Origin of the sequence: Methylophaga thalassica (assembly GCF_030159795.1) — a bacterium.
GTDB classification, from domain to species: Bacteria; Pseudomonadota; Gammaproteobacteria; order Nitrosococcales; family Methylophagaceae; genus Methylophaga; species Methylophaga thalassica.
In genome coordinates this window covers 400639-423315 of record NZ_BSND01000005.1, presented here as the reverse complement: position 1 = coordinate 423315, position 22677 = coordinate 400639, and the positions used below count along the sequence as shown (strand labels likewise).

Genomic DNA, 22677 nt, shown 5'->3' with positions numbered 1-22677 from the left:
AGCGATGCTGTAATGAAACAAAAAAGAAGGTTGTGTTTTAGCATGGTCAGGTCCCTTCTCAAGATAGGCTTTTGCTCATTTCATCTTTGGTTTTGGTGATATCACTCACTAAGGCTGTGGCAGATTCCAGTGTCAGGCCACCTGCAAGAACATATGGCTCACTGTTACCCTCGGCTCTTATTTCCACACAATAGTCGCGTTCAGCCTGTCGATGTCCCCAGTGTCGGCCTAACATCGAAGAAACGGGCACGCCATTGGGTCCAGGCATAATAGGATCTTCTGCTACAACCAAGCCGTTATGAACGACCTTAATTTCTGCGATAGAGGCTAGAGGCATGCTAAAGTCGTCATGCTCGATACTTTGTTTGGAAACGGACACCCGTGCTGGTTTTCGGTAACGTGCCCCGGGTAAAACAAAGCTACAGCCGACGCCGATAAAGATCAGCGACAGAATATAAATCCATACGGATGAAATCAGAATAAAGCTGAACAGGAAAAACACACCCACAGCAAATAGAAAAATGGCTGGCGTGCGTGTCGCTCTGGCTGGCTGAATATCAAACAGATAGCCACCAGTCGCTGGATCCTCTCGGCGGGTAAAGTCGGATACGGATGGATTGCCCCAGGTTTGCAGAACGTTCTTTAAGTGCCAGCGCCAGATTGGAATGGCGAGCGTGGCACCAGCCAGTATTAACACAAAGAGTTTGCCGAAATATCTGCCGAATATTTCAAACACAAAAAAGAGGGCGACGCCAACGGTGTTGAATAACAGAAAGATGATCACAAGCCACAGCAAAAGACGCTGCCAGAGGGGGCGATCTTTACTCATCAACTTATCGATAAATTCACTCATGAGCTGCTACCTATAACGAGTCTGATGGATTATTTAAAAACGCTGATAGAGCCGTCTTGTTTGAAGATCAACACCGCAGGCAAAATGACTTCTCCATTTTGGACTTTGTTTTTAAGCACATCGGCTTCTGCCCAATCCGCGGTAATTTCACGGTTCACAATCACTTTTACTGGAATTTGCATGCCTGGTTTGAAGCCATCGTCGGTATCAGGCAAACCTTCAACATCTTCATAGCGTTGAGTGCCATAACAGAAATGACCTTCATTAGTTGAGTATTTCAATGCTTTTTCGGTCATGGTGTAGATGTATTCTGAGCCTGAATTCGTTTTTGATTTCCGTTCTTCCATATCCAGAAGGCCATCATCTACCATTGGTTGAAGCCAATCGCGTGGCTTAGGTCGTGCTACATAAGGGAACTGTTTGAGTTCTTTAAAACACAGATTGGTATCGAACTTAGCGGCTAAAGCTTCATCAATCTGGCTTTTCTGACCATCGCCACATGCGCTTAATAATAGAGATGAACTGAGAACAACAAAACCTACCAAATTCCTTGTATGCATTAGAGATTCCCCCTCAAAAAACTCTAAAGATAATTAATGTCAGTTGGGTGTTGCGTTAGAACGTCCTTTTTGTGCGATAAAAAGACTGAATCAAGTTTAGTCAGTGTTTGTGTGTGAATGAATATTTAACGGATTTTTTTAGTTTAATCAATACTTTGTTTGTTGTTGTCATTGATTCGAAGATGGATAAACACTTTGTTAAATAAGGCGTTTATCTGAGGTGACATTTCGAGGGGATGAATGCGGCGTTTCTGTGATTCAATATGCTTTATCTACGCTATATAGAGCCAAGCATGAAGCTGACTCTATATGCTCTGTCCCGACATTATGGAAACAGTATTTGTGGCTGATTGGCATGCCATTGATCGTATTTTGTCATCACACTGGCAAACAGCTCACTTTGTAGAAAGTGATTTAACCAGTCTCTGACGAGAGGATAATGTGCTGTGTTGAACCAGTCTTTATCAACTAAAGCAAACTGACGAACGAAGGGCAGCAGCGCGATATCTGCCATCGTCCATTTTTCACTGATCAGACAGCCATTTTCTTTTAATAACGATTCCAGATTTTGTAAGGTTTTTTGACCTTGCTCACGGTAATAGCTTTCTGGATGTTCCGGATAACGGTCAGCATATTTATAGCGATCAAGGTAGCACTTAAAGTCACCATCATTATTGGCAATCAGTTCATCGCATTGGATTTGTTGACGCCGATCGAGCGATTGATACCAGTTTAATGGATCGCGTTTATCCAGTGCCCAACGCATGATATCAATACTTTCATCAATCACTCTGCCAGTTTCAGTTTGTAAAACAGGTACTGTGGCTTTGGGGGAAACAGCCATTAATTCTGCGGGTTTATCTTTTAATACCACTTCACGAAGTTCGGTTTTTATTCCACTGGCGGCCAATGCAAGTCGGGCCCTCATGGCGTAAGGACAACGGCGAAAGCTATATAAAATGGGATACTTCATGAACAGATTATTTCCAGCTTGAACAAAAACTCAGTATAGACAATCAGTGGTGATAAATGTAAATTAGCAAATGCTAATATTGATGTTGAGATTACCATGGAACATTCATTTACTAAATGGATTGTCTTTTTCATACTGTTTTTTCCTGTGAGTTTTACTGTTCAGGCCGAAGCGCTACCCCATGCCGAAGCGGTGTTAAAAAACTACGCTCAGCAATGGACTTTTGATGGCAGTATTGAAGCTGTTAATCAGGCGACTGTCTCTTCCCGTGTTTCAGCGCAAGTGGCTGAGATCTTTTATGACGTGAATGACAGAGTGGAAAAAGGTGCACTGATTTTACGGTTTAATGATGAAGAAATTAAAACCCGTCTATGGCAGGCAGAAGCGAATCTGCTGGCCGAACAGGCGCAGTTAAAAGAAGTTCAGGCCAGATATACTGAAGCCGCTGCTGAAGCTAAACGTATTAATGATTTGTATCAACGTAAACAGGTGACACGCTCCGCTTTAGATAAAGCTGAAGCGGATAAAGCGGCGACAGCGGCACGCGTCAATGTATTAAATGCCCAAATTAAAGCGCGGCAAGCGGAAGTCGAGCAGGCTAAAGTTGAGCTGTCCTATACCGAAGTGCGAGCACCTTACGCGGGTGTGATGACTAAGCGCTGGATTGAAGTGGGCGAGATGGCAACACCTGGACAGGCATTGATGTCCGGTTTATCACTGGATGATTTACGCGTGGTGTTTACCGTGCCAGAGAAACAATTAACTGAAGTGATGGCGGCCAAGCTGGATGTCCTTTTACCTACAGGCGAGCATTTAACACAGCTTGATAAAATCTTAATTCCAGCTGCAAATCCAAAGTCTCACAGTTTTCATATCCGTTTGGATTTACCACAAAAGATCAATGGTATTTTCCCTGGCATGACGACAAAAGTCATCGCATATGGCAGTGATCAGCCGGTGTTGGTGATTCCAAAACAGGCGTTGGTGAAACGGGCTGAAGTGAATGGGGTCTACGTGCTTGCACAGCAACGGGTTGTATTCCGACAAGTCAGAGTGGGGACGGACTACGATGATGGCTGGGTTGAAGTCTTATCCGGCATCGATGCCGGAGAACAAGTGATTACTCAGCCAGATATGGCCTTATTGTATTTGCAGCTACAACATGACTGAACCTAAGCCAAAACTGGGAATATCCGGTCGTATTGCCGGGTTATTTCAGGACAATGCACTGACGCCATTGATGGCGCTGTTAGCATTGTTACTGGGATTGTTTGCATTGATGGTGACGCCGCGTGAAGAAGAGCCGCAGATTGATGTCACGATGGCAGATATTTTCATTGCTTACCCCGGTGCGTCAGCCAAGGAAGTTGAGAGTTTGATAGCGACACCGGCGGAGCAGGTGGTCAGTGAAATTTTTGGTCTGAAACATGTGTATTCAGTATCAAAGCCAGGACTGGCTATTATCACTGCCGAGTTTGAAGTCGGCGAGAACCGTACCGATGCGATTGTACGTTTGTACAATAAAATCTATTCCAATCTGGATTGGTTGCCCAAAAACTTAGGTGTGTCACAACCTATTATTAAACCCAAAGGCATTGATGATGTGCCTATTCTGACGCTGACCTTATGGCGTCAGGGCCAGCAGGATTCAAATCAGTTAAAACAGTTGGCACAGTCCTTGGAAGTGGAACTGAAGCGGGTTGATGGAACACGGGATATTTATACTGTTGGCGGCGCTGATACCGTAGTGAATATCACCTTAGATCCACAGGCAATGGCGGCTTATCACATTGATAGTCATCGTTTGAGTCAGGCATTGTCAGCCGCTAACCAATCTGCTGAGGCTGGGACGACAGTACAGAATAATCAAATGACTAGTGTTCAAGCGGGTCAGTTTATTGTTTCCGCTGACACGCTGAAGTCATTAATTGTCGGTGTATTTAATGACCAACCGGTGTATTTAACTGATGTGGCTGATATTGCTCTTGGTCCAGAACAACCCAGTCAGTATGTGTGGTTTGGCACCGGACCTGCTGCTGCAGACAAACAGATTAAAGCTCAGGGTGAATATGATGCCGTCACCATCGCCATTGCCAAACAGCCTGGAACCAATGCCGCCGATATTGCCGATGCCGTTCTGCAGCAGGTAACAGAATTAAAAGGCGTGATGATTGCGGATGATGTGCAGGTGACCGTCACACGTAATTATGGTGAAACGGCGGATCAAAAAGCCGATACGCTGATCCATAAACTTATTTTTGTCACGGTGGCTGTGGTTTTATTGGTGTTATTTGCACTGGGCTGGCGAGAGGCCATTATCGTTGGCGTAGCGGTGGTGATTACCTTATTACTGATGTTATTTGCCTCGTGGGCATGGGGTTTTACTTTAAATCGGGTGTCGTTATTCGCCTTAATTTTTTCTATTGGCATTTTGGTGGATGATGCGATTGTGGTGGTGGAGAATATTCATCGTCATATTCAACAAGGAAAATTAACCTTAAAACAAGCGATTCCCATCGCTGTCGATGAGGTAGGCCAGCCAACCATATTGGCGACTTTAGCCGTGATTGCCGCCTTATTACCCATGGCCTTTGTCAGCGGTTTGATGGGCCCGTATATGAGCCCGATTCCGATTAATGCCAGTATGGGCATGCTGCTGTCATTAATGGTGGCCTATATCGTGACACCATGGATGGTGTTGAAGATGCTTTCACATTCTCGTTCGACCAACCATGAGCAAGTCGCCGAGTCCCAATATAACGCCGTTTTTCAGCGTATTTTGAGTCCCTTTCTATTACATGAAAATGCAGCCCGCCGCCGAAAATTACTGTGGGGTGGACTTATTTTGCTGGTCATTGTGTCTGTTGGTCTGGCAGCAATGAAACTGGTTATTCTGAAAATGCTGCCGTTTGATAATAAGTCTGAAGTGCAGATTGTGATTGATATGCCTGAAGGCTCGCCATTAGAAAAAACAGCCGCAGTCACCCGTGCATTGACAGATTATCTGTCGACCGTTGCCGATGTGACCGATTATCAGGCCTATGTCGGCACAGCTTCGCCGATTAATTTTAATGGTCTGGTGCGTCAGTATTATTTGCGTGAGGGCTGGCATCAGGCAGATATTCAAATCAACCTCAGAGATAAACATCAGCGTGATGAACATAGCCATGCCTTAGCACTAAAGCTAAGAGAGCCACTGACAACGATTGCTAAGAAATGGGATGCATGTATCAAGGTCGTTGAAGTGCCGGCGGGACCACCTGTGTTATCACCCATTGTGGCGGAGTTGTATGGCTTGAATGAACAACAGCGACAAAATCAGGCATCACAACTTGTTAAGGTGTTCGAGCAAACCGATGGCATTGTCGATATTGATAGCAGCATTGAGGCGAAAGCCGACAGACAGATGATTAATGTAGATAGAAATAAAGCGAGCTTATTTGGCCTGAGTCAGCAACAGATTGTTGAAGCTATTCAGTTAGCGCTGACTGGTGAGGACGTAGGGTATCTGCACGATGATAATGTGAAATACGCCATACCATTGCGGTTGCAATGGTCAATCGAGGATAAAGCGAATCTTGATGCCGTATTGAATATGAAGCTCATCAATCAACAAGGTGAGCTGATTCGTTTATCTGATGTCGTCAATGTGGTGGATGGTGAACATCAGCAAACGCTTTACCACAAGGACTTACAAGCCGTGACTTACGTCACAGCGGATATGGCTGGCAAGGTCGATAGTCCATTATATGGAATGTTTTCGGTGTATCAGCAATTAGAGAATATGTCGATTGAGCAATATTTGGTTTCAGTGCCAAGTCTGGCGCTACAAGATTCACTGAAATGGGATGGAGAATGGCAAATTACCTATGAGACGTTTCGTGATATGGGCTTAGCTTATGCCGTGGGCATTATTCTGATTTATCTGCTGATTGTGGCGCAGTTTCGATCTTATTTATTACCGTTGATTATTATGGTGCCAATTCCACTGACCGTAATTGGCGTCATGCCTGGGCATGCTTTATTAGGCGCATCTTTTACAGCAACATCAATGATTGGCATGATTGCAATGGCGGGGATTATCGTGCGTAACTCTATTTTGTTAGTCGACTTTATTCGTCATGCGATGGCTGAAGGCATGACGGCTGAGAAGGCAGTGATTGCCGCTGCTGCAACCCGTGCCAAGCCCATTATTCTGACTGCGCTGGCTGCGATGGTAGGGGCGGTCTTTATTCTCGATGACCCCATATTTAATGGCTTGGCTATTGCCTTGTTATTCGGAATTCTGGTGTCGACCTTATTAACCTTATTGGTCATTCCGTTGCTGTATTACAGCTATATCAAGACTCGATAAGGGTCATAGCGCCTGTGAGCTCACCTTCGCGTAAACGTTCGGCCTGACGTTTTAAGGTGTGGCGAATCAGGACATTACGATCCATTTCATCCATATGAGTGAAGGCCATACGTAATAAATAAGGTGTTTCAGACGGTGCTTGTTCGATTTTGTCACAGCCAATCACCGTCGCCAGAGTATGAATGGTGCTGGCTGATGGCACTAACTGCATAAAAAGTTCAACATAATCTCTTGGTGGAATAGGGGTGGCCACTAATAAAGCAACGCCACCCCCACTTAAGTTAACGTCTGTCAGTTTGTCAGGATTGATCGGATTGTTATGACGCTCGATTCGCTGCGCTATCAGATTTACTTTGTCATCCAATAACCGTAGGGCACGTGCCATTTCACGATCATGCTGGCTGATTTGGTCCAGTAAATGTGAAAACACGTTTTGCATTGTACGTAACTGTGCCCGTTCAGAATCACCATCATTATCTGATGATTGTGAAATACGTTTTGCGACTTCACCAACGTGTGTTTTTTCCACTGGTTTGAACTCAATCACCACCGAGTCATTGATTCGAAAAAATTCACGTCTGTCTGAACCTGAATGTTGCATCACTCTCTACCGTTATCCTTGAAAACCTAATGCCACTTAATCGGCTTGAATATAGGATTCTTTATATCATGTTCCGATTAAGTTGCCAGCATTAAAGGTTTTCGGAGGCATAATCAGCCAGTCTTGAACGTTCACCTCTGAGTAACGTAATGTGACCACTGTGCTGCCAATATTTAAAGTGATCAACCACATAAGTCAGACCTGATGTCGTCTCACTCAAGTACGGCGTGTCAATTTGAGCGATGTTACCCAAGCAGACAATTTTAGTGCCTGGGCCTGCGCGGGTAATCAAGGTCTTCATCTGTTTTGAGGTTAAGTTTTGCGCTTCATCAATAATTAAAAAGCGGTTCAGGAAGGTGCGGCCGCGCATAAAGTTTAATGAACGGATTTTGATCCAGCGCTGTAATAGATCATTGGTCGCCTGACGACCCCATTCGCCACCTTCTGTTTTATTTAATACCTCAAGGTTATCCATTAATGCGCCCATCCAAGGCGTCATTTTTTCTTCTTCGGTACCCGGTAAGAAACCAATGTCTTCACCGACAGGCACGGTGACACGGGTCATGATGATTTCACTGTAACGTTTGTGTTCGACAGTTTGTGTTAATGCTGCTGCCAATGTCAGCAACGTTTTACCGGTACCAGCCTGACCCAGTAAGCTGACGAAATCAACGTCAGGATCCATTAATAAATTCAGTGCGAAATTTTGTTCGCGATTGCGTGCTGTAATTCCCCAGATGGCATGATTATCTTTACGGTAATCGTTGATAAGCTGAATATCAGCACTGGTTTCAGTGACCGAGCGCACTACCGCTTCAATATTGTGATCTTCACCGGGCGAGTAAATGAGCTGATTGGGATACCAGTCTTTAACCACATCGCCTTCAACTTCATAAAAGGTCTGACCATCAGCCGTCCACGATTCCAGACGATTTAAGTCATCCCAAAAGTCCGCATTCAGTTCGCTTGCACCGCGATAGAGCAGATCCACATCATCCAGGACTTTATCGTTGTAGTAGTCTTCGGCACAGATACCTAAAACGGTGGCCTTGATGCGTAAGTTAATGTCTTTTGAAACGAGAATAATCGTGTGATCTTTAATCGCTGCCTGTAATGCAATTGCCACACTTAAAATGGCGTTATCACCTTGATGACTCGGCAGCTCTTTAGGTAATTCCTGCTCCATTTGAGTGGTCTGGAAAAACAAGCGACCACTGGCATTTGGCATATCGCCGCTATTCACGCTGGGCAGAGGTATGCCTTTGCTAATGGCTTCATTATCTTCAGCCTGTAACAATAAATCATCGAGGAATCGGCTAACTTGACGTACATTGCGGGACACTTCAGATAAGCCTTTTTTACCGCGGTCAAGTTCTTCTAATACCACCATCGGTAAATAGATATCATGCTCATCAAAACGGAATAAAGCCGTTGGGTCATGCATTAACACGTTGGTGTCCAGAATAAACAGACGTTTACCTTCGGCGGGACGTTTGATCATTGGTTCGAGATCCTCTTTGGTTAGTTGGAGACCTGAAGTTGATTATGGTGCAAGAAATCATTACTGCAAAGAGTGAGCAACGATTATTTTCCCAATGCTATTCATATCAACCGCAAGCCACTTCACAACTACTTATTTAGTGTTAATATGAAAAGCCTTCCCCGAATGATGTATCTTCGAACGTTTAGCCATTATTCTGGTTTTCTGGGTCGGTATTCCTTTTGGCTTGATCCCATTATCTCGTTGATTAATAAGCAATCGATATTGTTTTTATCCGATATGACTGAATTGCTGAACCCATAATGATTGACCGCGTTGCTCTGACTTAAAGGCGGTTTTCTCCTCCCTAAATAACGGCAAAATTTTTCTGTTTTCCCAGCAAGCTGATATCAAAAACAGAGGCTTTTGCGATATCTCTACATCACCGCATTAGGAGTCAGTCACAATTATCACTAGGACATCTTGTTCTGTCTTACCAGCAAGATTAGTGTTGTCGAACGAGTTAGGCGGGTGTTATGAATATTGATGAAGTAATGAATCCTCCTATATCTATGTAGACATCTAAGGAGGGTGATTCCCCATGAAATTAAAAACAATGTTGGCAGTACTGGTTGGTCTATCTATATCAAGCATGGCTGTTGCGGAAGTAAGATTCGATGATTTAATTGGCACCTGGTATGCCGAAACCGATCATGACGGTGAAACTATGAAATGGTTGGTCAAACGTGAAGCGGATCAGAGTTACGCCGCATTGTTTCTGGTCTGTGACGGTGAAAATCTTTCCTGGGTGCAAAAAGAGCGAGGTCAGTGGAAGATGGAGGGCAAAGAGTTACATACGGTCATTGCAGCTTTTCAGGATATGAATGGAAATTCTTCTGATCAGATTGGTAAGCAAATTCATTATGAGAATCTGGAATTAGTTAATGACGAGTTGAACTATGAACAGAAAGGTAATGACAACACTTACAGCTTTAAGCGCGTCAAAGATGGCTATCAAGTCAGTTGTCAATAATCGAGGAAGGTCAGCCTGATTCAGGCTGGCCTTTTTTATAATTTCAATGATTCATCGTCGGCGTTTCCTTCGCTGACATTGTGATCGTCATTTTCAATCAGCAAAAAGGGGCGAGGATTCGCCCCTTTTTTTATTTCTAATCGGCTCCAGAGAGTGGTTCCAGGCGAATAATGACGAAGATTTTTATAACGACAGTACTACTTTCACACTCACATCACTGCACAATTAATTTACTACTCAAATGAAGCAAAGCGCTAATATAAACATGTGATTATACAAATCAGTTCAAGGACACTAATTTGTTTGTTGATGGGGTAAACAACGATGTTTGTAAGGCCATTTAAATTAAGCAGACGGGTCAAAGCATTAACCACAAGAACACGTTTGGAATTATTTTTGTTTACTCTGATGATCTCTGTTGGTATTGCTAGCAGTCTGATTTTTTTTAAACACCATATAGAACACGTCAATAGTGAAGTATCCGATACGCACGAAACGACAGTTAAACTGTTTAGGCAATTTCTTGAAGCAGATGCGGTAGGTCTGGCCAGAGCAATTACTGCACTTTCCAGTAATCAAACATTACTCGAAAAAATGCAATCAGGGCAGCGCGATACGATCTATGCTGAATTTGAAGATGATTTTGAGCGCTTAAAAAATCAAACAAAAATCACCCACGCCTATTTTATCGGTCCCAATGGCGATGTTATTTTGAGAGCTCACAAGCCCGACCAGTTTGGTGACCGTTTATCTCGCACTACCTACCTTAAATCTGCCAGAACACAGAAACTTGTCTGTGGCATTGAAATGGGCATGAATTTTTATTCTCTCCGTTGTGTTCAGCCGGTTTATCTAGGAGAGTCACAGGAATTCATAGGTTATATTGAGTTAGCCGAAGAAATCGACCATATCTTTCACGAATTAAAAGAGGCCACGGGTAATGATCTTGCCATTTTATTAGTGGATGACTTTATTACTTTCAGTGAGGCTGATATCCAAGGTCAGGCGTTTAGTCATTACCAGCTGATTTATTCAACCGATTCATCGCTGATGGAGACTCTTTTGCCCAAAGTCGACCTAGATGCTGGATTTATCTCTACAGCAAATAATTTCATTACTGATAAAGATGAGAAATATGGTATCGGTGTAAGCCCGTTTGAAGATATTACTGGGCAGATATCCGGGGTATTAGTGTCGGTTGAGAACATCACTCGCCTTTATAAAAGTGCCATAAACGAGCTGTGGATCAATGTCGTCGGGGCACTGCTTATTATTTTGCTCACTATCATATTGTTTAGCATCGCCATTAAACGCGCTTTTAAAGCTATGGAAGAGGCGCTGGACGAACGCACGCGCCAGATTGAGTTTATGGCTTTGCATGACGAGCTTACTCAACTTCCCAATCGTGCGATGTTCTGCAAAATGGTACAACATCAGATTAATGAAGCTAAGCGCTATGATCGTCAGTTCTCGCTGTTATTCATGGATTTAGATGGCTTCAAGGCGGTGAATGATAATTTGGGTCATGATGCTGGCGATGAATTACTCAGACAAGTGGCTGAAAGATTAAACTTGAGTATTCGTGACAGTGACGTAGCCAGTCGTATTGGTGGTGATGAATTTATTGTTCTACTACCCGAAGTATCTGGTGAGGAAGAACATAAACATGTAGATGTGGTTGCTGGCCGAATTCTGAATGCTATTGCTGCCCCATTTATGCTCAAAGACCAAGTCATTCACATTACCGCAAGTATTGGTATCAGCTGTTATCCGGAGCATGGTGATAATGAAGATGAGCTGACTAAACATGCGGATGCCGCTATGTATGCTGCAAAAGAGTCAGGTAAAAATGGAATTCAGCGTTATTCAGCAGAGCTTCACAAGCAATCTTTTGAGCGCAGGGCATTGGAAGCCGACTTAAAGAACGCCCTACATAACCATGAGTTCGAGATGTTTTACCAGGCCAAGCTGGATTCACAAAGCATTGAAATTATAGGTATGGAGGCACTTATCCGCTGGCATCATCCTAATTTAGGCTTGGTTGAACCCGCTGACTTTATCAGTATTGCAGAAGATACCGGGTTGATTATTCCCATCGGTAAATGGGTCATAGAAACGGCTTGTCGTCAAAATATGCAATGGCTAAAAAATGGCAATAGATTATTACCCATTGCGGTTAACTTATCGCCGAAACAATTTAATGACGAACGTCTTTTGGATGATATTCTCAAGATATTGTCCGAAACCCAGATGCCAGCAGAGTATTTAGTGGTTGAAATTACCGAGCGTATCGTGGTCGAGGATGCGGTTAACGCTAACAAAGTTCTCAGAGCCTTGAAAGAACTCGGGGTCGGATTGGCTATTGATGATCTAGGTGTCGGCTATTCATCATTCAGCAGCTTAGAAATTTTCCCTGTCGATAGCGTCAAGATTGATCGATCATTTATCCATGGACTGCCGGAAAATCAGAGCAATAGTGCCATCACGGAGGCGATCATTAACATGGCTGATAGATTAGGGCTTAATGTGATTGCCGAAGGCGTTGAAACCATTGAGCAACTTGAGTTTTTAAGAAAATATCAATGCCCGCAACTTCAGGGATTTTATTTTAATAAACCGATGCCAGCAGATGAGTTTGAGAAATACTTGAATAATTCAAAGCAGAGCTTAGCTTGATGGCCGTTCGAGATACTATGGTATTGGCAAATAAAGATGTTGAGCCTCTCACCCACATAGAGTGAGAGGCTGATTCATATTAATTTTTAGAAGATGTTTTTCTTCTTAATCCACACAAGCCTACCAAGGCTGAACTTAATAACCAGAATGCTGCCGGAACTGGGACGGCTGAAATATTGGCACCATAGAGATATTGAATACCAGCAATATCATCAGCTTGAAGACCTGTCAGAACAGGGTTGTAATAAGGCCCCATGATAGCGTTAGATTCGTTTGAATGACCCAAGCCCAGGGAGTGGCCAATTTCGTGTAAGGCTACCCAGAAGATGCTGATGCCATCAACCAGATTATCAATACTCCATGTTTCTGATGTATCAAAATGCAGGTCACCTCCAGCAGAAAAATACCAATGGGTATCGGGATAAAAAGCATGAGCTAATACGCCGCTTGGTCCATCAATCATTTCACCACCGATGCGGATATCGCCTGAGGTGGTTAATGTATTAAAGTTAGCGCCATCGTCTGCAACTTCAATAAAATTGAGGTTGGCGACACTGCTCCAGGTATTAAATGCTTTTTTGATTTCTTGCTGAAACCCCAATGGCATAAAGCTATCTAACGCAGAGCAAGTAGATGTATCGCATTGTTCTCCACCCATCATAAAGCTGTAACTGATCGTTGCCCCCGTGCCGAGTGTGGGGTCTCCCCATTTCTGTATTGGGCCAGAAGATAGGGTGTAAGCATTGGCTGTTGATAAGAAAAATAAACAGAGTAAGGCTGTGAATGTTTTCACTAAAGTCATCCTTGTCTTGAGTTGATAAAGTAGCGTTCTAGCTAATGTGAAATTTATCACATTTTTTAGCCTTATCGCTTGGCTGAATAACACAAAAAAGTCCCTTGTTTATCGACAAAATAAATGAATCAACGTCTATACTCAGCACAATGAACGAACTTGATACCATGATATGGCAAACCGTTGCCGATATACCTTTCGGAAAAGTGATGACATACGGACAAATTGCTAAGCGTTGTGGCTATCCAGGATATGCTCGTTATGTCGGGACGGTACTGAAAAATTTACCGGCAAATACGTTATTGCCCTGGCATAGAGTCATTAATGCCCAGGGGCGTTCATCTTTTCCTGAAGGCAGCGATAAATACGCTATGCAGATACAGTGCCTTCGCGCAGAAGGCATTGTCATTCATAACGGGAAAATACAATTATCGGTTTACCAGCACCATTAATATGCACCGTAACTCTCTGATAAGGGGAGTTAGCTGATAAGTGTTTATAGCCGTTTGTGTCACTGATACCATATGTATTTAAATTTCTGAGAACACCATGCAAGGTCTAGTCTTAGCCATTCTGGCTTATACCATCTGGGGTACTTTTCCACTCTTTTTCAGTTACCTGAGCCACGTGTCACCAATCGAAGTGACCGCGCATAGGATTATCTGGTCACTGGTGGCGACTTTAACAGTGGGCTTGTTGCTAAAGCGCGGTAAGCACCTATGGGAAGCATTGCATAATAAAACGACCTTATTGTGGCTGGGCGCATCAGCGGTATTTATTGCCATTAACTGGTTGGTGTATATCTGGGCCGTTGGTCAACATCGGGTGCTTGAGGCCAGTTTAGGCTATTTCATCATGCCTTTGGTCAGCTTGCTGATGGGGCGACTCTTACTAAAAGAGTCTTTGCATCCGTTGCAAGCCATCGCAGGGGGGATTGCGTTTCTGGCAGTGCTTTGGGAACTGTGGTCATTTGGCAGCTTGCCATGGGTGGGCGTAATTTTGTCATTTGCTTTTGCCTTCTACGGACTTATCCGTAAAATCCACCCGATTGATGGTATTAACGGACTCACCATAGAAGCTTTGTGGTTAATGCCTTTTGTTATGCTGTGGATTGGCTGGCAGGCTAATGCTGAGCCGTCAATATTACAATTCGGCGAGGATACAACGACAACAGTGTTGTTGATTAGCTCAGGCTTTTTGACGGCATTACCTTTGGTTTTATTTGCTATGGCAACCCGACGTATTAATCTATCGATTGTCGGTTTTATTATGTATATCAATCCAACCATACAATTTCTGATTGGTGTGTTTGTATTGGATGAGCACTTTCCTCAAGCCAGATTAGTGACGTTTATTATTGTTTGGTTAGCGATGCTGCTGTTTATGGCTGGGATGTGGCAGCTACAAAAGCAGAAACGACCTGATGTATAACTTAACTTTAGCTGATGCACTAATGCATCAGCCAACAGGCAAAGCCGTGGTTTTAATTGGCGACTTCATCACAAAGGAAGTGTGAACACCCGTTACACCTTCAATTCGAGTTAATTTATTGAGCAGAAATTGTTGATAAGCATCCATATCTTTCACAATGACTTTTAATAAATAATCTGCCGATTGGCCGGTTATCAGATGACACTCAAGGACTTCAGGGTAACTGGCGAGTGTCGATTCAAGTGCTTCGAATCGTTCTGGTGTATGTTTATCCATGCTAATGCCAATAAAGGCCATTAAGGTCAGGCCTAATTTTTTGGCGTTGAGTAAAGCAACATAACCATCAATTAAGCCTTTTTCTTCCATTTGTTTAACCCGGCGCAGACAGGGCGAGGGTGAAAGTTTGATGGCTTCGGCTAATTCCTGGTTGGTGATACGTCCGTCAGTCTGTAATTTTTGCAAGATCATGACATCGTATTTATCAAGTTGCTCAGACATGAAATATTCCTGTTAATTTATAATGTGGTTATATATTTCAATATTTTATAAATATAAGCAATATTATTCTTTTATGTGTTGGTTTTGTGCAAACTTAGCAATTTAATTCTATTAGCACTTCTTTATACTATTTCACATGGCTGGAACTGATAGCTCATGCGCCAAAAGCGCGGCTGGCACGATGCACGGACATGATCAAAAGTCATGAACGGTACATCGGAAAAGTATCAATTAACCCGATTGATATGGTGAGTCAGGCAAATTTGTTTCAGCATCTTTTGTGTCATTAATGTGTATTGTCAGGAGTCAGACATGATTAGTCAGCCCGCTCAGAAGTATCGCCGCTTTGATGCTATCCAATTGCCGGATCGGCAGTGGCCTAATGTGGTACTGGATAAAGCCCCCATCTGGATGAGCACCGATTTACGTGACGGTAATCAGGCTTTGATTGATCCGATGTCTGTCGACACTAAAATGCGGTTTTTTCTGGCCCTTGTGGATATGGGTTTCAAAGAAATTGAAGTTGGCTTTCCATCAGCTTCGGAGACGGACTTTAATTTCGTACGCCGGCTGATTGAAGAAAATCGTATTCCTGATGATGTCACCATTGAAGTCTTAACTCAGGCCAGAGAAGACTTAATTGCCCGAACAGTGGAATCCTTAAAAGGCGCGAAGCGTGCCATTTTGCATATGTACAATCCGATTGCACCGGCATTTCGTGAGATTGTCTATCGTACAGACAAGGCGGGAGTTAAGGAGATCGCAGAACGTGGCACACGCTGGGTCAAAGAAATGACGGCAAAGCAGCCCGAAACTGAGTGGTTTTATCAATATTCACCGGAGACATTTTCCAGTGCTGAAATTGAGTTTGCTAAAGAAGTCTGTGATGCAGTGACGGCGATCTGGCAGCCGACTCCAGACCATAAAATGATTATTAACTTGCCGGCAACCGTGGAAATGGCTACGCCGAATACTTATGCCGATCAGGTTGAATGGATGCATCGCCATTTAAACAATCGCGACAGTATTATATTGAGTGTGCATCCACATAATGATCGCGGTACAGCGGTGGCAGCAGCTGAATTAGCGGTAATGGCAGGTGCAGATCGTGTGGAAGGCTGTTTATTTGGTAACGGTGAGCGTACCGGTAATGTGGACTTGATCACTTTGGCAATGAACTTGTACTCACAAGGGATCCATCCTGGTGTTGATTTCACCCAGATGGATCAGATCCGTCAGTTGTTTGAAGAAACTACACAATTGCCTGTACATCCTCGCCACCCGTATGCAGGAGAGTTGGTGTTTACCGCATTTTCAGGTTCACACCAGGATGCGATTAAAAAAGGCTTGGCTGTGCAAAAAGCCGATGATTACTGGCAAGTTCCTTATTTGCCGATCGATCCGGCCGATGTTAATCGTAGTTATGATGCGGTGGTTCGGGTAAATAGTCAGTCGGGTAAAGGTGGTGTGAGTTTCTTGTTACAGCAGCATGCCGGATTTGAATTGCCACGACGTTTGCAGATTGAATTCAGCAAAGTGGTACAGAAAGTCAGTGATAGCAGCGGGCGTGAAATCAATGCTGACAATATCGCGACCTTGTTTGATAAAGAATATGTTCAGGTGAATAGTCCATATCAATACATGGGTAGCCATATTGTCGATGAAGAGAGTCATCAGGTGTTGAGCCATGTGGTGGTGAAATATCAGCAACAACGTATTGAATTAAAAGGTCAGGGAAATGGTCCTTTGGATGCGGTGGCAAAAGCGATATCTGAGCATATTGGTGAAACGGTTACCGTTGCTGATTATCACGAGCATGGGATGAGCGCTGGGTCTGATGCGACGGCAGTCAGTTATGTTGAGGTCAAGGTCGGTGAACATGCCACCGTGTTTGGTGTTGGTCAGGATCAGAATATCACCACCTCGGCGATAAAAGCCTTATTAAATGGCGTGAATCGTTTTATTAACGGTACTAACCCTGAGATAGTTGAGAACGTGGCGGCAGGATAATCAGTCATTTCCCGAGTAAGTGTCAAGGATTATCTGACATGATGCTCGGGATTGTGCCTGATCTGGTGTGATGATTTTTAGTTATTGATTATTAAAGGAAAAATATATTTTCGTGATTTGAATTCTACTCAATAATTCGTTAGGGTAGGAAACAGTCCTGAATATATAGATATCTGTTCAGGTTCTTCTCACCGATGTTTGATGGAATCAAACAAAGGAGAAAATCATGTTAAAAACACAACTAACAACTTTATTATCGGTTGTAATGCTGGTTTTATTTAGTTCAGGTGCAGCCTTTGCAAATGAACATGAGTCGTCCCATGAGGGTGCAAAACACCCTGCTCATGAAATGGGTGAAGAGCTGGATACCATCAAAGATAAAAAACACAGCGAAGAATATAAAGAAAATATGGAGGAAGCAGAGGATTCTGCTAACTCACCGCATCCGGCATATGAGATGGATGAAAATGAAGAAGTTCAGGAACGCGGTCAATAATCTGAATTTCTGAATGGACACTGCGTCCATAAGCTTTAACAGGCGCCGTGCTTTTGAAAGAAAGTGCGGCGCTTTTTTTGTGACCTTTCAATTTAATCTGTCTGATAAGCTTGAATTAAGCCTCCGAGGGCATCATTTGTTGTGGGTTACTCGATTCTAAATCATCACAGGAGCATTCAATGCGACACTTTCGTTGGGTCATTCTTTTTATCATGACTTATACCTTATCAGCATGCGCTACATTGTCTCCTCAGTTCGAACAGCCGCAGGTCAATATCACCTCCTTTACTCTGGCGCCTCAATCAACAGCTTCAACACCGACATTTCTTGTTGGCTTAAAAGTCATTAATCCCAACCGGAGTGCACTGCCATTGAAAGGTATGAGCTATTCCGTTGAAGTTGATGGCTATCGTATTTTAAGTGGTGCTGAACCTGACTTGCCTCGGGTCGCAGGCTACGGCACGGAGGAGTTTACAATCAGGGCTGTGCCAGATTTGATTGGCGGTGCGAAGTTAATCAGTCAATTGATGAGTAATAACAAAGATTCATTTGATTATCGATTTAAGGCGCGTCTGGATGTCGGCAGCCTTTTACCTTTTATTGATATTGAAGAGGCCGGGACATTTAGTTTAAAAAATCCCTCATCACCCCGATAAATTCACTGTCATTTCGTGCTCTTCTGAGCATTTGTTGCTATGTTTATGACATAGCTCATATTTAAAAGCGCCCCTATGAATTCGATAAGTATGTTGTTTCTGTTAAGTGGTTCCCTGATTGCTCTCAGCATTCTGGCCAGCCGCTTATCGTCATTATTTGGTCTGCCTCTGCTGATTATCTTCCTGGCTTTAGGTATGTTGGCTGGGGAAGACGGTGTTTTAGGTATTCAGTTTGATAATTATTCTGTGGCTTTTGTCATCGGTCATCTGGCATTAGCGATGATTTTGCTTGATGGCGGGATGCGTACTCGCCTGAAAACATTCCGTGTTGGTTTTAAACCTGCCTTATCTATGGCAACCGTTGGCGTATTTATTACCAGCGGCGTCGTTGGTTTAATCGCAATGTGGATTTTTGATCTGACATTGGTTGAAGGGCTGTTGATTGGTGCTATTGTCGGATCAACCGATGCGGCTGCCGTATTTTCCATGTTGCGTGGCCAAGGGATTAATATCAACGAGCGGGTTGGTGCTACCCTTGAAATTGAATCCGGTACTAACGATCCGATGGCTATTTTCCTCACCTTGATGTTTATTCAGTTATTGATCAGTGATGAAAATACGGTTTTAGGCAATGTCTTATTTTTCCTGCAACAATTTGGTTTTGGCATTGGTATTGGTCTTTTAGGTGGTTGGTTAGTCAAACGTTTATTGAACAAATTAGAGTTGGTACCAGGCCTGTATTCTCTGCTGGCTTTAGCACTGGGGTTTACTATTTTTGGGTTGGCTTCCTGGGTAGGGGGCAGTGGTTTTCTGGCGATCTATCTTTGCGGCTTAATGATAGGCAGTGAAAACACGCGTCAGTTACAGCACATTTTACCTGTGTATGACGGTCTGGCCTGGTTAAGTCAAATTGGCTTATTCCTGGTGCTGGGTATGTTGGTCACGCCTACTGAATTGATGAAATATGCTTTACCGTCACTGGTTATTGCCTTAGCCCTTATTTTTGTTGCCAGACCGCTGGCTGTCGTGCTCTCAGTAAAACCGTTCTTTAAGTTCCGCTGGCGGGAAATCGGCTTTATTTCCTGGGTTGGATTGCGTGGTGCTGTGCCGATTGTGTTAGCGATTTTCCCTGTTATCGGCGGAGTAGATAATTCGTCAATGTATTTCAATGTGGCGTTTGCTGTGGTCCTGCTGTCGCTATTAATTCAGGGCGGAACATTATTGCCGATGGCAAAATGGATGCGGGTACAGATCCCTAAAAAAGCCAGCCCAAGACAGCGTGGATCTCTGGGGATTTTGCCTGAGCGTGATTATGAAATGTTTGTCTATAAAGTAGAAAATCATCGCCTTGATGAGCAACCTATTCGTTTATTACGTTTTCCATCTGGGGCAATGATTTCTGCCTTATTCCGCAATGAGGAAATGATTCATCCCAAAGGAAGTACCCGCTTAAAATTGGGCGATATTCTATGTGTGATTAGTCGCGAAGAAGATTTAGATAATTTAAATGAGTTATTTAATGGCGATAACCAACTTAATCAGAAACAGTTAGCCTTTTTTGGTTCTTTTGTACTCAATGGTGATGCAATGTTAGTGGATGTGGCTAAGGCCTATGGCTTAACCATCAGTCCTCAGGAAGTCGGCGTCAGTCTAGGGGAATTTATTGCCCGCCGTGTAGGTGGACACCCGGTAGTGGGCGATGATATTGACTGGCATGGCATTCATTGGGTAGTGAATGAAGTCGATGGCGATACGGTGAAAAAAGTCGGCATGAGACTGTATTGAGAAAGAGATATGTGACTGAATCCATGTTTCCTCTCATTAAACATTGTTTTCTATTTCGCTTTCTGTCATATTTTGCACATCATCATTTCTTTGGTGACTTGTCATAACTTATAGAACACGTTTGAGCACTGTTTAATGGAGAACAGTAGCCTGAATTTGTCGTCTGTTTGTGTACATTTTTATAGTGGCGCTTTAGCTTTATTCATCAGCTAACAAACAGGATACAGTTTTGACGGGTGGCTGTATTTCTACGGAGTTAAAATGAATTTATCTATTCAGCAACGCTTTAGCGTTTGGGCTGGGCTGAGTCTGCTGTCTGTTGTGTTGGTAACGGCACTTGTTGTGGTATACAACTTTGGCAAAATTAACGATTCACTAGCAGATTACAGCAGTGAAATAACAAAAGAGCAGGCAGAAAACTACCTCGATCTGCTGGCCAGTGATACCAGTGCCAGTCTGCTTGTGCCTCTTGAAAAAGCGTTAAATGTAGCCACTACCACATCGATGTCTATGCAGACACTCGCCGATGCCTCGAATAGCATTGATAAACGTCAACTAGCACTTGATATCCTGAAAAAGACCTTAAATCTGAGCCCTAATTTCTTAGGGACCTATGTCGCTTTTGAACCGAATCAACTCGATTTTTCTGATGGCTTATATCGTTCAACAACGGGTAGTGATGAAAATGGTCGTTTCCTACCTTATGTCATTCACGGTAATGATGAGGGGTTTACTATTGAGAATCTGGTTGGACTTGAAGACCAGAGCCGTGACGAAAATGGTGTCAGAGCTGGCGAATATTACCTATGCCCGAAAGATTCCAACAAAAGTTGTGTCATTGACCCTTATATTTATCCTATTAATGGTAAGGATGTTTTATTGACCAGTATGGTCGTCCCCATTAACAACAACGGACAGTTTATTGGCATGACGGGTGTGGATATCAGTGCTGACTTCCTGCAATCCAAAGTCATAGATGTTGATAAACGGCTTTATGATGGCGCTGGTCAGATGCTGTTATTAAGCCCTAAGGGTGTCATCGTTGCTGATAGCGAGCATCCTGAATTGGTGGGCAAAAACCTGAAGTCTATCGATGCTGGTCTGGTCGAAAAAATTAAAGCCGTATCTACTTCGGGTGAGGGCAAAATATTTGCTGACGACTCTGCATTGAGAGTTTTAAAACCGTTCACTCTAGCTCAAGCTGATAAGCCATGGATTGTGTATATTTCAGTGCCTGAAGCGGTTATCTATGCTGATATTGAGAAGCAGCAGTCATTCATGGATAAACAGCAGTCACGATTTATCACCCAGACAACGTTACTCGGCATCTTATTCGCGATCATCGGAATGGTTATTGTCTGGTTCGTCGCGAAAAGTAGTGTGAAACCCTTACATGATATGACGGGCATTGTGGGTAAATTGGCCGGTGGAGAAGGTGATCTCACTCAACGCATTAATATCACTCGCCAGGATGAAACCAGCAAATTGGCTGGTTTGTTGAATACATTTATTGAGAAGTTACAGACGCTCATTAAAAAGATGCTGCCTATCGGTAATCGCATAAGTGAATTGTCCGCACAAGGTAAGCAAATTAGTCAGCAAACCAGTGAGCAGATGAATGAGCAAAGCAGTTTATTAGATCAGATGGTGTCTGCAGTTACTGAAATGTCGGCCTCAGCTCAGCAAATTGCCGGTAATGCTGAGCGTACAGCGACACTTGTCAGTGATGCACACCAATCAACCGAAGCCGGTGCCGATCTTGTCAGTCAGAATGCACAGTCAATCAGTGATGTGAAAAACAGTGTTCAACTTTCTGAAGCAGCGTTGGATCAACTGGTCAAAAACAGCGGCGCTATTGCCGAGATTTTGGTTGAAATTCAGGGCATCGCCGAACAAACCAATTTATTAGCATTGAATGCCGCGATTGAAGCTGCCAGAGCAGGTGAAAAAGGACGTGGTTTTGCTGTAGTGGCAGATGAAGTACGTGCATTAGCTAACCGCTCGCAGTCAGCGACCGTAGAAATCCAGAATCGACTTTCATTATTGAATCAGGGTAATAAAGAAGCCTCTGAAGCGATGAAGAAAAGCGGTCAGCAGGTAGAGCATAGCGTGGAATTAGCGCATTCAGCTGCCAGTGCCTTAATGAAAATTAAAACCGCCATTGATGAAGTCTCTGAAATGACTTTACAGATTGCTTCAGCCACTGAAGAGCAGAGTAATGTCTGTGAAAACGTCAGTGAGAACTTAACCCGTATTTCTGATCTGGTTCAGCAAACGGCGGAAGGCGCAAAACAATTGAGTCAGGTCGGTAGCGATTTGGATGCCACAGCCAATGAGTTGCAAACCGGCTTATCGTCATTCAAGGTGTAAATCGTTAATCAGCCAGCAGCAATGCTGGCTGAACTACATCGATCAGAGTTAAAAAGTCATGGTGAGTATCTGGTATAATCGTGCGATTTTTATAATCGCTTTACCAGA

Annotated in this window: 18 protein-coding genes; 11 read left to right on the top strand and 7 right to left on the bottom strand. The window is 43.5% G+C overall.

The window, feature by feature from the left end; all coding sequences use genetic code 11:
- Positions 1 to 58: 58 nt before the first annotated feature.
- The 3 genes from QQL60_RS09200 to QQL60_RS09190 form a co-directional block, all read right to left on the bottom strand.
- A complete protein-coding gene (locus tag QQL60_RS09200) occupies positions 59 to 853 on the bottom strand; it encodes a hypothetical protein (RefSeq protein WP_284723131.1) in 795 nt (264 codons plus the stop codon).
- Between the two features lie 29 nt (positions 854 to 882).
- The gene (locus QQL60_RS09195; protein WP_284723130.1) at positions 883 to 1413 is read right to left on the bottom strand and encodes a hypothetical protein; all 531 of its coding nucleotides are present in this window, start codon (positions 1411 to 1413) and stop codon (positions 883 to 885) included.
- A 325-nt stretch (positions 1414 to 1738) separates the two neighbouring features.
- Positions 1739 to 2386, bottom strand: a complete 648-nt coding sequence (locus QQL60_RS09190; protein WP_284723129.1) for a glutathione S-transferase — start codon at positions 2384 to 2386, stop codon at positions 1739 to 1741.
- A 96-nt stretch (positions 2387 to 2482) separates the two neighbouring features.
- Between QQL60_RS09190 and QQL60_RS09185 the strand changes: the two genes are divergently transcribed.
- Both QQL60_RS09185 and QQL60_RS09180 read left to right on the top strand, forming a co-directional pair.
- Positions 2483 to 3556, top strand: coding sequence for an efflux RND transporter periplasmic adaptor subunit (locus QQL60_RS09185; RefSeq protein ID WP_284723128.1), 1074 nt, complete (start codon positions 2483 to 2485; stop codon positions 3554 to 3556).
- Positions 3549 to 6740, top strand: coding sequence for an efflux RND transporter permease subunit (locus tag QQL60_RS09180; protein WP_284723127.1), 3192 nt, complete (start codon positions 3549 to 3551; stop codon positions 6738 to 6740). The genes QQL60_RS09185 and QQL60_RS09180 overlap by 8 nt, the downstream gene beginning before the upstream one ends.
- Here QQL60_RS09180 and QQL60_RS09175 read toward each other — a convergent pair.
- Positions 6727 to 7341 (bottom strand): PilZ domain-containing protein, encoded by a 615-nt coding sequence (locus tag QQL60_RS09175; protein ID WP_284723327.1) that lies wholly within the window; start codon positions 7339 to 7341, stop codon positions 6727 to 6729. The two genes, QQL60_RS09180 and QQL60_RS09175, sit on opposite strands and share 14 nt — an antisense overlap.
- Before the next feature lie 91 nt (positions 7342 to 7432).
- Positions 7433 to 8842 carry a PhoH family protein gene (locus tag QQL60_RS09170; RefSeq protein ID WP_007146710.1) on the bottom strand — a complete coding sequence of 470 codons (1410 nt, stop codon included), beginning with the start codon at positions 8840 to 8842 and terminating at the stop codon, positions 7433 to 7435.
- Between the two features lie 580 nt (positions 8843 to 9422).
- Here QQL60_RS09170 and QQL60_RS09165 point away from each other — a divergent pair.
- The gene (locus tag QQL60_RS09165) at positions 9423 to 9854 is read left to right on the top strand and encodes a hypothetical protein (RefSeq protein WP_284723126.1); all 432 of its coding nucleotides are present in this window, start codon (positions 9423 to 9425) and stop codon (positions 9852 to 9854) included.
- 324 nt (positions 9855 to 10178) lie between these two features.
- A complete protein-coding gene (locus QQL60_RS09160) occupies positions 10179 to 12530 on the top strand; it encodes a bifunctional diguanylate cyclase/phosphodiesterase (RefSeq protein ID WP_284723125.1) in 2352 nt (783 codons plus the stop codon).
- Between the two features lie 79 nt (positions 12531 to 12609).
- Here the strand turns inward: QQL60_RS09160 and QQL60_RS09155 are convergent, their stop codons facing one another.
- Entirely contained in the window at positions 12610 to 13323 is a 714-nt protein-coding gene (locus tag QQL60_RS09155; RefSeq protein ID WP_284723124.1) for a matrixin family metalloprotease, read from the bottom strand.
- Between the two features lie 209 nt (positions 13324 to 13532).
- On the opposite strand from QQL60_RS09155, the gene QQL60_RS09150 reads away from it, so the two are divergent.
- Positions 13533 to 13775: an MGMT family protein gene (locus QQL60_RS09150; protein ID WP_237701234.1), complete on the top strand. Its 243-nt coding sequence runs from the start codon at positions 13533 to 13535 to the stop codon at positions 13773 to 13775.
- A 97-nt stretch (positions 13776 to 13872) separates the two neighbouring features.
- Positions 13873 to 14754: an EamA family transporter RarD gene (gene rarD, locus QQL60_RS09145; RefSeq protein ID WP_284723123.1), complete on the top strand. Its 882-nt coding sequence runs from the start codon at positions 13873 to 13875 to the stop codon at positions 14752 to 14754.
- Positions 14755 to 14781: 27 nt separating this feature from the next.
- Here the strand turns inward: rarD and QQL60_RS09140 are convergent, their stop codons facing one another.
- Positions 14782 to 15252, bottom strand: coding sequence for an Lrp/AsnC family transcriptional regulator (locus QQL60_RS09140; RefSeq protein WP_273179723.1), 471 nt, complete (start codon positions 15250 to 15252; stop codon positions 14782 to 14784).
- 312 nt (positions 15253 to 15564) lie between these two features.
- Between QQL60_RS09140 and leuA the strand changes: the two genes are divergently transcribed.
- From leuA to QQL60_RS09115, 5 genes are all read left to right on the top strand, one after another.
- Positions 15565 to 17262, top strand: a complete 1698-nt coding sequence (leuA, locus tag QQL60_RS09135; RefSeq protein ID WP_284723122.1) for a 2-isopropylmalate synthase — start codon at positions 15565 to 15567, stop codon at positions 17260 to 17262.
- 226 nt (positions 17263 to 17488) lie between these two features.
- On the top strand, positions 17489 to 17758 hold the full coding sequence (locus tag QQL60_RS09130; RefSeq protein ID WP_007146698.1) for a hypothetical protein: 270 nt from the start codon (positions 17489 to 17491) through the stop codon (positions 17756 to 17758).
- Positions 17759 to 17937: 179 nt separating this feature from the next.
- Complete coding sequence (locus QQL60_RS09125) at positions 17938 to 18414, top strand: LEA/WHy family protein (protein ID WP_007146697.1); 477 nt, start codon at positions 17938 to 17940, stop codon at positions 18412 to 18414.
- Between the two features lie 75 nt (positions 18415 to 18489).
- Complete coding sequence (locus QQL60_RS09120; RefSeq protein ID WP_284451040.1) at positions 18490 to 20199, top strand: potassium/proton antiporter; 1710 nt, start codon at positions 18490 to 18492, stop codon at positions 20197 to 20199.
- Positions 20200 to 20460: 261 nt separating this feature from the next.
- Positions 20461 to 22569, top strand: a complete 2109-nt coding sequence (locus tag QQL60_RS09115) for a methyl-accepting chemotaxis protein (protein ID WP_284723121.1) — start codon at positions 20461 to 20463, stop codon at positions 22567 to 22569.
- Positions 22570 to 22677: the final 108 nt, after the last annotated feature.

Coding starts and splice junctions, on each gene's coding strand:
- QQL60_RS09200 (WP_284723131.1), bottom strand. CDS start 853: ATGAGTGAATTTATCGATAAGTTGATGAGTAAAGATCGCCCCCTCTGG.
- QQL60_RS09195 (WP_284723130.1), bottom strand. CDS start 1,413: ATGCATACAAGGAATTTGGTAGGTTTTGTTGTTCTCAGTTCATCTCTA.
- QQL60_RS09190 (WP_284723129.1), bottom strand. CDS start 2,386: ATGAAGTATCCCATTTTATATAGCTTTCGCCGTTGTCCTTACGCCATG.
- QQL60_RS09185 (WP_284723128.1), top strand. CDS start 2,483: ATGGAACATTCATTTACTAAATGGATTGTCTTTTTCATACTGTTTTTT.
- QQL60_RS09180 (WP_284723127.1), top strand. CDS start 3,549: ATGACTGAACCTAAGCCAAAACTGGGAATATCCGGTCGTATTGCCGGG.
- QQL60_RS09175 (WP_284723327.1), bottom strand. CDS start 7,341: ATGCAACATTCAGGTTCAGACAGACGTGAATTTTTTCGAATCAATGAC.
- QQL60_RS09170 (WP_007146710.1), bottom strand. CDS start 8,842: ATGATCAAACGTCCCGCCGAAGGTAAACGTCTGTTTATTCTGGACACC.
- QQL60_RS09165 (WP_284723126.1), top strand. CDS start 9,423: ATGAAATTAAAAACAATGTTGGCAGTACTGGTTGGTCTATCTATATCA.
- QQL60_RS09160 (WP_284723125.1), top strand. CDS start 10,179: ATGTTTGTAAGGCCATTTAAATTAAGCAGACGGGTCAAAGCATTAACC.
- QQL60_RS09150 (WP_237701234.1), top strand. CDS start 13,533: ATGACATACGGACAAATTGCTAAGCGTTGTGGCTATCCAGGATATGCT.
- rarD (WP_284723123.1), top strand. CDS start 13,873: ATGCAAGGTCTAGTCTTAGCCATTCTGGCTTATACCATCTGGGGTACT.
- QQL60_RS09140 (WP_273179723.1), bottom strand. CDS start 15,252: ATGTCTGAGCAACTTGATAAATACGATGTCATGATCTTGCAAAAATTA.
- leuA (WP_284723122.1), top strand. CDS start 15,565: ATGATTAGTCAGCCCGCTCAGAAGTATCGCCGCTTTGATGCTATCCAA.
- QQL60_RS09130 (WP_007146698.1), top strand. CDS start 17,489: ATGTTAAAAACACAACTAACAACTTTATTATCGGTTGTAATGCTGGTT.
- QQL60_RS09125 (WP_007146697.1), top strand. CDS start 17,938: ATGCGACACTTTCGTTGGGTCATTCTTTTTATCATGACTTATACCTTA.
- QQL60_RS09120 (WP_284451040.1), top strand. CDS start 18,490: ATGAATTCGATAAGTATGTTGTTTCTGTTAAGTGGTTCCCTGATTGCT.
- QQL60_RS09115 (WP_284723121.1), top strand. CDS start 20,461: ATGAATTTATCTATTCAGCAACGCTTTAGCGTTTGGGCTGGGCTGAGT.